This is a genomic window from Microvirga sp. TS319 (assembly GCF_041276405.1).
Taxonomy (GTDB): Bacteria; Pseudomonadota; Alphaproteobacteria; order Rhizobiales; family Beijerinckiaceae; genus Microvirga.
This window is the reverse complement of sequence record NZ_JBGGGT010000002.1, coordinates 2,440,728-2,452,860: the sequence shown is the minus strand read 5'-3', so window position 1 is coordinate 2,452,860 and position 12,133 is coordinate 2,440,728. Positions and strand designations below refer to the sequence as shown.

6 protein-coding genes are annotated in these 12,133 nt (G+C 65.3%); 4 read left to right on the top strand and 2 right to left on the bottom strand.

Annotated elements, in window-relative coordinates:
* Positions 1-279 precede the first annotated feature (279 nt).
* Together AB8841_RS20895 and AB8841_RS20890 are read left to right on the top strand one after the other, a co-directional pair.
* The gene (locus AB8841_RS20895; RefSeq protein WP_370437720.1) at positions 280-1,524 is read left to right on the top strand and encodes an N-acetylmuramoyl-L-alanine amidase; all 1,245 of its coding nucleotides are present in this window, start codon (positions 280-282) and stop codon (positions 1,522-1,524) included.
* A gap of 146 nt (positions 1,525-1,670) precedes the next feature.
* The gene (locus AB8841_RS20890) at positions 1,671-4,106 is read left to right on the top strand and encodes a penicillin-binding protein 1A (protein ID WP_370437719.1); all 2,436 of its coding nucleotides are present in this window, start codon (positions 1,671-1,673) and stop codon (positions 4,104-4,106) included.
* 155 nt (positions 4,107-4,261) lie between these two features.
* On the opposite strand, the gene AB8841_RS20885 is transcribed toward AB8841_RS20890, so the two are convergent.
* Entirely contained in the window at positions 4,262-6,646 is a 2,385-nt protein-coding gene (locus AB8841_RS20885) for a M10 family metallopeptidase C-terminal domain-containing protein (RefSeq protein WP_370437718.1), read from the bottom strand.
* 162 nt (positions 6,647-6,808) lie between these two features.
* Between AB8841_RS20885 and prfB the strand changes: the two genes are divergently transcribed.
* Positions 6,809-7,937, top strand: a protein-coding gene (gene prfB, locus AB8841_RS20880; protein WP_370437717.1) for a peptide chain release factor 2 whose coding sequence is annotated in 2 segments (ribosomal slippage) — positions 6,809-6,877 and positions 6,879-7,937 — 1,128 coding nt in all. Because the reading frame shifts where the segments join, the coding sequence is not laid out codon by codon here.
* A 44-nt stretch (positions 7,938-7,981) separates the two neighbouring features.
* Here the strand turns inward: prfB and AB8841_RS20875 are convergent.
* Entirely contained in the window at positions 7,982-8,446 is a 465-nt protein-coding gene (locus AB8841_RS20875; protein WP_370437716.1) for a peroxiredoxin, read from the bottom strand.
* A 212-nt stretch (positions 8,447-8,658) separates the two neighbouring features.
* On the opposite strand from AB8841_RS20875, the gene AB8841_RS20870 reads away from it, so the two are divergent.
* Entirely contained in the window at positions 8,659-12,063 is a 3,405-nt protein-coding gene (locus AB8841_RS20870; RefSeq protein ID WP_370437715.1) for a DUF3971 domain-containing protein, read from the top strand.
* Positions 12,064-12,133: the final 70 nt, after the last annotated feature.

The following is a 12,133-nucleotide window of genomic DNA, read 5'->3' as shown; positions in this document are numbered from 1 at the left end:
GGCGATCTGTATCGCCCACTGAACCCTTCCAAGCGCCTGTCGAGGGTGACGGGATCCGTGAGGACCGGTCAACACAACCATCTCCTCAGGTCCGCCGTCAGATTCGGCCATGCCGGACGGGGTCATGATCATTACAGATCGAATGGGGCATTTGGCAAGATGCCGAGACATGTGTCGTTAATGCAACAGAGTCTCACTATCGGATATTCGCCGAGAAGCTTCCTTAACCAAAGACCGAGTAATGAGATAGGAAGGGGGCGCGAAAGTTCCAGCCGCAGCATGAGAAACAAACCCTTCATCAGCCTGACCTGTGCGGGCCTCCTGGCGATATTCCTCAGCCTGGCGGGCGGCTCCGCATGGGCGAATGCCGATGGCGGCAAGGCCGTGGCTCCGATCATCGCGGCCGAGGTGTCCGTCGAGGTGGACGGGCCCACCACCCGGTTCAAGATCGCCCTGTCCAAGCCCGTCACGGCCCAGGCTTCTCTCATGGAAAGGCCCGACCGCCTCATCATCGACCTGCCGGAGGTGGCGTTCCACCTGCCGGCGGATTCGGGGCGCCAGAAAGCCGGCCTGATCTCCTCCTACCGCTACGGTCTCTTCGCGCCGGGACGCTCCCGGGTCGTGATGGACCTGGCCCAGCCGGCCACCGTCTCGGGCATGACCGTGGACGCGCACGCGGCCGGGGGCACCGCCCTTCTCACCATCGAGCTCACCCGGATCGAGCGCGACGATTTCCACCGCGCAGCGGCCGACAGCGCCGCCAAGGCGGCCCAGTCCGCGGGTTCGGAACAGGCTCCGCTCGCGAAGGACGCCCGCCCCGTCATCGTGGTCGATGCGGGCCATGGCGGCATCGATCCCGGGGCGAATTCCACGGGCGGGGTTCTCGAGAAGGATCTCGTTCTGTCCTTCGCTCAGAAGTTGCAGAAGAGGCTCGAGGGCGGCGGACGCTACAGGGTCGTCATGACCCGCGACAGGGACGTGTTCATCTCGCTGGGGGACCGGGTCAAGGCCGCGCGCCACGTGCAGGCGGACCTGTTCATCTCGATCCACGCGGATTCGATCTCCGGCGGCCAGGAGGTGAGGGGACTGACCGTCTATACCGGCGCGGATCGGGCGTCGGACGCCGACTCGGCCAAGCTGGCCGACCGCGAAAACAAGGCCGATGCGGCCGCCGGGGTTGAGGCGTCCGACATGCCGGACGACGTTTCCGATATCCTCCAGGAGTTGACTCTGCGCGAAACCCGCAGCTTCTCGCACAATTTCGCGAGCCGTCTGGTCGGCGAGTTCGATTCGATCGCCCGCCTCAACAAGAATCCCCACCGGCAGGCGCGCTTCCAGGTGCTGCGCGCCCATGACGTGCCCTCCGTCCTGGTGGAATTGGGGTACCTCTCCAGCAAGCAGGATCTCGACTTGTTGATGTCGGAGGAGTGGCGCGGCAAGATGGTGGATGCCATGGGCGTGGCCGTGGATCGCTTTTTTGCAACACGTGTCGCCCGGCAGGGTGCTGCCGCAGTTTTACCATAGATAGAGTGTGGATACCCGTAGCGGGGGCGCGATTCCTCGGTTAACAGAGCGGGCAGGCTGTGCCCGGGTTCTGTTCCGGAAAGGAAACGGCGTTCGGGAGATGCACAATCAGGTGCCGCTGGGTGCCGACAACGGAATACCTTCGGATGCGCTTTGTCCTACGATTTTTCGGCTTCCTGTTCAGCGTCGGGGCGATTTTCTTCCTGATCGGCGCCGTCGGGCTGGCCTACGGCTTCTGGTTCTTCTCCAAGGACCTGCCGGATCACGCGCAGCTTGCCGATTACGAGCCGCCGGTGATGACGCGCGTCCATGCCGCGGACGGCAGCCTGATCGCGGAATATGCCCGCGAGCGGCGCCTCTACGTGCCCATCCAGGCCATGCCGAAGCTCGTCAAGGCGGCCTTCATCTCGGCCGAGGACAAGAATTTCTACAAGCATCCGGGCGTCGATCCGGAGGGCGTGATCCGGGCGGTCGTGTCCAACCTCAAGTCGGGCGGAAAGCGCGAGCAGGGCGCTTCGACCATCACGCAGCAGGTCGCCAAGAACTTCCTCGTCGGCAACGAGCGCAGCTATGAGCGCAAGATCCGCGAGGCCCTCATCGCGCTGCGCATGGAATCGACCTTCTCGAAGGACAAGATCCTCGAGCTCTACCTGAACGAGATCTATCTCGGCCTGGGCAATTACGGCGTCGCCGCGTCCGCCCTGAACTATTTCGGCAAGTCGCTCCACGAGCTGAGCATCGCGCAGGTGGCCTATCTGGCGGCCCTGCCCAAGGCCCCGAACAACTATCATCCGTTCCGCCAGCGCCAGGCCGCCATCGACCGCCGCAACTGGGTCATCGGCCGCATGGCCGAAAACGGCTACATCACCAAGGAGCAGGCGGAGGCGGCCAGGAAGGAACCCCTCGACGTCACGCCGCGCGTCGTCTCGCCCAACAGCATCGCGTCCGGCTACTTCGCCGAAGGCGTGCGCCGCGACATCGCCGAGCGGTACGGCGAGGAGAAGCTCTACGAGGGCGGCCTCCTGATCCGCGCGACGCTCGATCCGAAGATGCAGGCCATGGCCCGCAAGGCGCTCGTGGACGGGCTCGTGCGTTTCGACGAGGCGCGCGGCTGGCGCGGCGCGCAGCAGAAGCTCGACCTGACCGGCCGCGAATGGGGCCTGGCCCTGGCCGAGGTCTCTTCCATGGGCGACGTTCAGCCCTGGCGAATCGCCGTCGTGCTCGAAATCTCCGGCGGCCGGGCCCGCATCGGCCTGCAGCCGAAGAAGGAGGCCTCCGGCCAGCTCTCCCGGGATCGGGAAACGGGCTTCGTCACGGCCGACGGCGTGAAATGGACCCGCCGCAACGTCGAGAAGGCGCTGGCGGTCGGCGACGTGGTCTATGTGGAGCCCCTCGAAGGCAAGCAGGGCCAGTATCGCCTGCGGCAGGTGCCCGAGATTTCCGGCGCCATCGTGGCCATGGATCCCCAGACCGGCCGCGTCCACGCCATGGTCGGCGGCTTCTCCTTCGACCAGAGCGAGTTCAACCGGGCCACGCAGGCCATGCGCCAGCCGGGCTCCTCGTTCAAGCCGATCGTGTACGCGACGGCTCTCGACAACGGCTATACGCCGTCGACACAGATCATGGACTCGCCCTTCGTGCTCGACATGGGGCCGGGGCAGGCCTCCTGGGCGCCGTCGAACTACGACGGCAAGTCGGCGGGCCTGCGCACCCTGCGCTACGGCATCGAGCACTCGAAGAACCTGATGACGGTGCGCCTCGCCAACGAGATCGGCATGCCGGTCGTCACCGAATATGCCCGCCGCTTCGGCGTCTATGACGACATGCTGCCGCTGCTCTCCATGTCGCTCGGCGCGGGCGAGACCACGGTGATGCGCATGACGGCGGCCTATTCCATGTTCGTGAACGGCGGCCGCCGCATCAAGCCGACGCTGATCGACCAGATCCAGGACCGCAACGGCCGCACGATCTATCGTCACGACGACCGCAAGTGCGACAACTGCGATGCGCCGAGCTGGGACGGCGGCGCCGCGCCCAAGCTCACCGATACCCGCGAGCAGGTGCTCGATCCGCTCACGGCCTATCAGATCACGTCGATCCTCGAAGGCGTCGTTCAGCGCGGCACGGCGCAGTCGGTCAAGTCCGTGGGCAAGCCGCTCGCGGGCAAGACCGGCACCACCAACGACGCCAAGGACGTGTGGTTCGTCGGCTTCTCGCCCGACCTCGCGGTGGGCGTGTTCCTCGGCTACGACACGCCGAAATCGCTCGGCAACGCGGCGACCGCCGGCCAATACGCGGCTCCCGTGTTCCGCGACATCATGCAGATGGCCCTGAAGGACAAGCCCGCGACCCCGTTCCGCGTGCCACCGGGCATCAAGCTGATCCGCGTCAACGCCTCCACCGGCACCCGCGCGGGAGGCGAGGGCGGCGGCACGTTCCTGGAGGCCTTCAAGCCCGGCCAGGCTCCTCCGGAATATTATTCCCCCCCTGAGGAGGAGGTTCCGCAGGCGGAATATGCGCCCGCACCGCCGGACGCGATGCCCCGCAGGGCCGTGGGGGCGACGCCGGGAGGCTTGTACTGACAACGGTAAAAGGCCGAAGTTCCAGTAACTTCGGCCTTTGTCATGGCCGTCCCCGGACTCGATCCGTGGGTCAGTCCCGTCCGTTCACGTCCGGGAAACGCCGCGCCGTAAAAAGACGTGGATGCCCGGCTCAAGGCCGGGCATGACGAGCCGGTTTAGAGCACCAGATCAGACAGCGTCAGCACGGCCGGTTTGTTCTTGAGGACGATCTCGAACTCGGACCGGGCATCGCTGTCGGTGTTGCCGGAAAGGACCCCTGTCTTCGCGTCGTAGCGGAGCTGTCCGGCCTTGGTGAAGGTGCTTCCGGCGGACAGCAGGGCCGTGAACCGGTTGTCGGTCCTCGTGGTGGCATCCGCATCGATTCCCGAGATGTCGATGCGGTCGACCCCATGCCTGAAGTCGGTGACCACGTCACGGCGAGCGGAGCCGAGGCCCACGTCCCCTTGATGGAACACGAACAGGTCTTTGCCGTCGCCCCCCGTCAGACTGTCGCGACCGCTTCCGCCCGTCAGGACATCGTCTCCCCGGCCGCCGAGGAGCGTATCGGCTCCGCCTGCGCCGGTAAGCCTGTCCCGGCCCGCGCCCCCGACGATCTTGTCGTGGCCGGAGGTGCCGGTCGCCGCTTCGGGGTTCACATCCGAAACACGGATGGTGAAGGTCTTCTCGAATGACAGGCCGAGGGCGTCCGTCGCTTTGATCTTGACCGTGTGGGAGCGCGTGTCTTCGAAATCGAGCTTGACCCCATGCTTGACCACCAGCTTGTCGCCGACGATGGCGAAGCGCCCCCCGGCGTCGTTGGTGAGCGAATAGGTGAAGGTCTCGCCGAAATTCGTGTCCTGGGCGGTGAGTTCGCCGATCACGGATCCGTTGCGGGACAGTTCGGCGATCGTCGTGGCGCTCAACGCGATGGCGGTCGGAGCGACATTCGTCTCGGGATCGATCGAAATCGATATCTCGGACGATCTGAAACCGGCATCGCCGAAATTGAAGTGGATTTGCTTCGACTCGAAGATCCTGCCGTTCGCGTTCCTGTACGTGACCGCTTGCACCAGTTCCTCGACCAGATCCGGCGTGGCGTTCTCGTTGAAGGTGAAGCCGAGGACGCTCGGAAGGACAGGGCTGTAATTGGCAATCGCGCCAATATCGATGCCGCCGATCATCACCCTGCTTCCGTCGCGAAGCCCTTCGGACAACGTGATCCTGTCGGACGTTTCGATGTCGAGGATATCCTCTCTTTCACTGTCGTCGTTCGTGCCAGCGCCACCGTTGCTGCCCGTGTCGACAACCTCGATGTCGAGATACCCCATCAGCCCGTCATCGCTTTCGATCGTGACGTTTCGGCCAGCGTCGATAAAGACCTTGGGCGCATTGAGCGTCACATGATCCTGGTCGAGACCCGTGATTGTGGGGGCTTCGTGCTTCGTCGTCGTGCCGTCCGCGAGCGTGACGATCGTGTCGATGCCCTGGCGGTGGATCTGGAGGCGCTCGGCTTCCGTCAAGGTGCCCTGGGACAGGATCAGGGTTTCGCCCTGCTGCTCGCGGCCCCATACCAGTTTGGCCATGTGCACTTCGTCGACGACGACTGTGGCTCCTTCCGTGGAGAGGCCGATTTCCGCGAAATTGACGATCTCCTTGGCCGTCAAGTCGAAGTAGCTGCCCTGGAGCTGAAGGAAGTCACTGCCGTGGTCGGGATCCGTGCCGCCATCCAAGACCTGCACGGCGGCGAGCTGCCCTGCGCTGACGACGATGATGTCCTCCTCCCTCGATCCCTGGATCTTCTCGATGCCGAGGAGGCCTGTCATCGTGTTCAGAAAGAATAGCCCGCCCCCGACGAGGGACAGGGTGTCGAAGCCTTCCCCGCCCGCGATGACGTCGCCCCCCATGGAAGACTCAAAGGCGTAGAACACGTCGTCGCCCTCCCGGCCGGTATAGGTGTCCGCTCCTGCCGTCAGGACCATCTCGCCCACCGGGGCTACGGTGACGTTCGCGTACTCGTCCCAGCTCTCGCCGCTGACGTCGACGAGGATGAGGTCGATATCCCCCGAATACATGGGGAGGTTCTCATGTGTATTCGTGTAGGTCAGGCACCGGATGAGTTCCTGAACCCGTTCGGGCGTCGCATTCTCGTTGAAATGGAAGATCATCGCCCATTGATCGGAACTGGTCGAGATGCTCCCGATCTCGACGCCGTCGACGGTGATGACGCTGCCGCGATTGCCGCCATCCGTGGCGGTCACGTGGTTGTTTTCCCGCAACCCGATATGTTCGAACCAGTTCAGCTCGCTCGACAGATGGACCTGGAGCTTCTTGATGGGGGTGTTGCCCGGCGCGATCGTGGCGTCGGAGCCGATGTCGATCAATGTCTCGGTGCCGAAGGTGGTCCGGATGCCGTCAGGGGCCAGATCGAGAATCTTCGAAGGGAAATCCGGGGGCGGGGGAGGCTCCTCCGGTTCCGGCTCCGGGTTCGGCGGCTTCAGGGACATGAGTTCGACGGGCCGATGGTTCGGGTCTTCGACAATCAGGCTGATCCGGCCGGGCATTGCATACGTTCCTATTGCGAGAACTTGATCCTGCAATAACGTTACGTTTGACGCAACTTTAAATATGCCTCCGGAGCCATTAGATCAGGGGGCCGCGGCTTTACATGCCGGGGCCGGGCCCTTAAGACCCCCTTCATTCACAGGCACGGACAGCGAGACGAAATGCGCGCCGAAATCGAACACCTCGTAGAAGAGACCAAGCAGTCAGTCGGGCTGCTGAGGAGGCATCTTTGACTGGGACAATGCCCAGCGCCGCCTCGCCGAACTGAACGCCCTCGCCGAAGATCCGAATCTCTGGAACGATGCGGAAGCCGCGCAAAAGACCATGCGCGAGCGCACCTCCCTGGAGGACCAGATCTCCGCCATCCGGCGCATGGAGCAGGAACTCGATGACGCCATCACGCTGATCGAGCTCGGCGAGATGGAGGACGACGAAGGCACGATCCGGGAGGGCGAGGAAGCGATCCGCCGCCTCCAGGAGGAGGCCGCCCGCCGTCAGGTGGAGACCCTGCTCTCCGGAGAGGCCGATTCCAACGACACCTATATCGAAGTGCATTCGGGCGCCGGCGGCACCGAGAGCCAGGACTGGGCCTCGATGCTCCAGCGCATGTACGCCCGCTGGGCGGAGCGCCGGAAGTACAAGGTCGAGCTTCTCGAAGTCACCGACGGCGAAGAGGCGGGCATCAAGAGCGCCACGCTCATGATCAAGGGCCACAACGCCTATGGCTGGCTCAAGACCGAGTCGGGCGTGCACCGGCTCGTGCGCATCTCCCCTTACGATTCGAATGCGCGCCGTCACACGAGCTTCGCCTCGGTGTGGGTCTACCCGGTGGTGGACGACCGCATCAACATCGAGGTCAAGGAATCGGACTGCCGCATCGACACGTTCCGCTCCTCGGGCGCGGGCGGCCAGCACGTGAACACCACCGACTCGGCGGTGCGCATCACCCATATCCCGACCGGCATCGTCGTGGCCTGCCAGCAGGAGCGCTCGCAGCACAAGAACCGGGCGACCGCCTGGAACATGCTGCGTGCCCGACTCTACGAGCTGGAGCTGAAGAAGCGCGAGGAGAAGGCGAACGCGGAAGCCGCCGCCAAGACCGATATCGGCTGGGGCCACCAGATCCGCTCCTACGTGCTGCAGCCCTATCAGCTCGTGAAGGACCTGCGCACCGGCACCCAGTCGCAGAGCCCGCAGGACGTGCTCGACGGCGATCTCGACCCCTTCATGGAGGCCTCGCTCGCCCAGCGCGTCTATGGCGGCGCGGAAGAGGTCGAGGACATCGACTAAATCAGGAGACAGGGCCGCTTCGATGAAGCGGCCCTTTTCATCTCTCAGATCCTTTTCGCGGCCTCCAGCACCTCCTCGGCGTGGCCCGGCACCTTCACCTTGTTCCAGACCCTCGCGACGAGGCCCTCGCGGTCGATGAGAACCGTCGTCCGTTCGACGCCCATGTATTTGCGGCCGTACATGCTCTTCTCCACCCAGACGCCATAGGCCTCCAGCATGGACTTGGCCTCGTCGGACGCGAGAGGAAACGAGAGGTCGTATTTGGCCCGGAACTTGTCGTGGCTCTTGAGGCTGTCGGGCGAGACGCCGACGATGACGGTGTCCGCCGCCAGGAATTCCGGGCGAAGGGCCTGGAAATTCTGCGCCTCCAGGGTGCAGCCGCTGGTGTCATCCTTCGGGTAGAAATACAGCACGACCTTCCGGCCCTTGAGGCCGTCGAGGGAAATATTCTGCCCATCCGTGGCCGGAAGAGTGAAGGCCGGGGCGTGGGTTCCGGGCGTCAGTGTCATCGTTCGCCTTCCTTTTGGCGGAATGTCCTGGTTGGAAACCTCTTGTGTGCACGACGGAAAGAGGCGGTCGCGAGAGGCTGCCGGGACGGTTAAGGTCCTCATTGATTCCCTCGTTGCCGCGAAGGCGCAAGAACCGGGTTGCCCCATACCACAGAATGAAACGAACGGTCCGAACCCCGTTGTCCCGGCGAGAACCGGCCAAACGAAGCCTCGTGAGGCGGCTGGTCCGTGGAACGATCTATGCCAAGCTCGGGCTGATCGCCTTCCTGATCGTCGCCGCAGGGGTGTTCTATCTCCGCCTGTCGGTGGCGCCGCTCAGTTTCGGACGCCTGCCTGAGCGCGTGGCCGAGGCTCTGGCCTCGCGGATCGGTCCGGGCTGGACCGTCGCGCTGCGCAACACGGTCATCGAGCTTCACGAGGGCATGCCGGCCCTGCGGGCCAACGGGCTCGACATTCGCGGGCCCAGCGGCGAGCTCGTCGTCCGTGCGCCCTATGCGCTCGTCAGCGTCGATTTCGTGTCGCTGCTCACCGCCAATCTCCAGCCCAAAGCCATCCAGGTCCGGGACCTGCAGCTGCGCATGCTCGTCAACCGGGACGGCTCACTGACCTTCTCGCCGGTGCCCGCCACGGAAGAGGGCCATGCACGGGGCGCTCCCGCTCCCGAGCCCGCTCCCTCCAAGGAGGCTGCGGCCTCCCTGGCCGCGAGCGCGGACGGGCCGTCCCTGGTCTCCGGCGCCGTCGGGTCGCTGTTCGATCTGATCGTCGGACCGCACAGCGTTCTCAACGCTCTCGGGACGGCGCAGCTGACCAATGCGCAGCTCGTGATCATCGATGCCGATTATCGTGAGCGGGCCCGGTTCGACCGCGTCGACGCCGTCTTCGACTGGGACAAGGACGGCGGCCGCCGTTTCTCGGCCACGGTCGAGGGGCCCCAGGGCCCGTGGGAGCTGAGGGGCGATGTGAGGGCCGAAGGCCGGACGGCGTATCGCGCGGCCTTCGTCGCCGATTCCGCCCCGATCCAGGACATCATGGTGCTGAGCGGCATGTCGAGCCTTCCGGCGGCGACCGATCTCGAGTTTACGGGCCGCTTCGACGTGGCCTATGCGGATGGCCGCGTGACCGAGCTGAAGACGCGCCTCGACAGCAATGCGGGCTTCATCCGGATCGAGGACAAGGACACGTCCGCGCTGCCGGTGGACCGCGCCACGATCGTGGCCGAATGGAGCGAGGCCGAGAAGACGCTCAAGCTGCCGACCCTGGATCTCAAGGGAGGCGACACGCAGGTCAGGCTCCAGGGGACGCTCTCGGCCCCGACGGCCCATCAGCCCTGGCGCCTGAAGCTCAGCGGCCGGGACATCGTGTGGTCGGGCGCCGCTCCCGGCGACGCGCCGCTCCAGGTCTCTGAAATGGACGCGGACCTGTCCGGCCCCAACGGCGTCATGATCAACAGCATCAGGCTGAGAGGGCCCGATCTTCATGCCGATATCGGCGGCGCTCTTGCCGAGAGCGCCGACCCGAAGGGCCTGAAATTCGACGTCACCGCCTCGAAGACCAACATCCGCTCCGCGCTGCGGGTCTGGCCCGAGGCCGTCGCGCCGCCGGTACGCCGCTTCCTGGTGGCGAACCTCAAGGCCGGCACCCTCGAGAATTTCAAGCTCAAGGTCGCGATGACGGGAGCCGATGTCGAACGATCCATGACCGGCGGTCCCATTCCCGACGGCTCCGTGAGGATCGACTTCGTGATCTCGCAGGGCGCGCTCCAGGCGGCCGAGGGCCTGCCGCCGGTGTCCAGGATGGACGCGGCCGGGCGCGTGACCGGGACGTCCGTGAGCGTGCGCGCGCCGTCGGGTCGCGTGGACATGCCGGGCAATCACGACCTGGACGCCCTCGACGGCTCGTTCGCGCTCGACAATTACTGGGACGACAAGGCCGTGGCGCAGATCGGCTTTCGCCTCACGGGCGCGGCGGACGGCGTCGGGGCCATGCTGCAGCAGCCGCTGGTGAAGGAGATCGCCGGATTCGAGGTCGATCCCGCCACGATGAAGGGCAGGGCGGAGCTGCTGGTCGGGGTCGGGCTTCCCGTCAAGAATATTCCGGCCATCGCCGATCTTCCGCTGAAGGTGACGGGCACGGTCAGCGATCTCACGCTCGACAAGATGTTCGGCAAGGAGAAGCTCGAAGGCGGCAACCTGACCGTCGCCTATGACCGCGGCGATCTCTCGATCCGGGGCGAGGGCAAGATCGGCGGCGGCGCGGCGACGATTGACGTGCAGAAAGGCCGTCAGGGCGGACAGGCGAACGTCGCCTTCGTGCTCGACGAGGCGGCGCGCAACAAGCGCGGGCTGTCGTTCGGATCGCAGCTGACGGGCGCGGTCGCCCTCAAGGTCGGCGTGCCGCTGGGGGGCGCTGACGGAGCCGGCATGCTGGTCGAGGCGGATCTGACGAAGGCTGGAGTGGACCAGCTCATTCCGGGCTGGGTCAAGCCCGCGGGCAAGCCCGGCAAGCTCACCTTCACCATGAGCGAGGCGCCCGAACCCGAAATCCGCGACCTGCAGCTCGACAGCGGCAACGTGCAGCTGCGCGGCACGGCGTCCCTGTCGAAGGACGGCGATCTCGTGAAGGCGGACCTGTCCACCTTCAAGCTCTCGCCCGGGGACGACATGCGGGCCCAGATCGAGCAGTCCGGCGGCGCCTACAAGGTCGTCGTTCGCGGCAATGTGGGCGATGCCCGCCCGTTCCTCAAAAGTCTCAGCGCGCCGTCCCCGCCCCGGAGCGGAAACGGCCAGAAGGACACGAAGGACTTCGACCTCGATCTGAACCTCAACATCCTGACCGGATACAACAACGAGGCGATCACGAACGCGGTCATCAAGGCATCGATGCGCAAGGAGGTCCTGCGTCAGCTCGAAATGAAGGGCCGCCTCGGCGCGACCAATATCGCGGCGCGCACGGACACGCAGGGCCGAAACGGTTCGGTCATCATCATCCAGGCCGACGACGCGGGCGCGCTGCTGCGGTTCACGGACGTGTACAGGCGCATGGTGGGGGGCGACCTCATCATCAACATGACGACCGGCGAGGGGCAGCAGCCCGGCATCCTGCTGCTGCGCTCCTTCACGCTGGTCAACGAGCCGGCCCTGCGCCGCATCATCCCGACCCAGACCCAGATGGTCGCCGGACAAGACAAGCAGGGCAATCCCCAGATGGTTCGCGTGGACGTGAACGAGGTGGCCTTCACGAGGGCCCGCGCCGAATTCACGCGCACGTCCGGCCGCCTCGATTTCAAGGAGGCGGCGATCTATGGGAATCAGATCGGCTTCACGCTCGACGGATTCGTCGATTACAGCCGGGACCGGATGGATATCTCCGGGACCTTCGTCCCGGCCTATGGCCTGAACAACGCCTTCGCCAAGGTGCCGCTGTTCGGCCCGCTTCTCGGCGGCAGCCAGTACGAGGGCCTGTTCGCGGTCAACTTCCGGGCCACGGGACAGGCGAGCGCGCCGTCCCTGACGGTCAATCCGCTCTCGGCGGTGGCTCCCGGCTTCCTGCGCAAGCTCTTCGGCGTCGGTATGGAGCCGCAGCAGAGCGATGCGCAACCGCCGATCGTGGATCGGTAGAGGCGCGAGGCGCCGAACGCGGGAAGTGGGAACCGGTTTTGCGTTCGATGCTCAAGACCCAAAGGTGAAA

Coding starts and splice junctions, on each gene's coding strand:
- AB8841_RS20885 (WP_370437718.1), bottom strand. CDS start 6,646: ATGCCCGGCCGGATCAGCCTGATTGTCGAAGACCCGAACCATCGGCCC.
- AB8841_RS20890 (WP_370437719.1), top strand. CDS start 1,671: ATGCGCTTTGTCCTACGATTTTTCGGCTTCCTGTTCAGCGTCGGGGCG.
- AB8841_RS20875 (WP_370437716.1), bottom strand. CDS start 8,446: ATGACACTGACGCCCGGAACCCACGCCCCGGCCTTCACTCTTCCGGCC.
- AB8841_RS20895 (WP_370437720.1), top strand. CDS start 280: ATGAGAAACAAACCCTTCATCAGCCTGACCTGTGCGGGCCTCCTGGCG.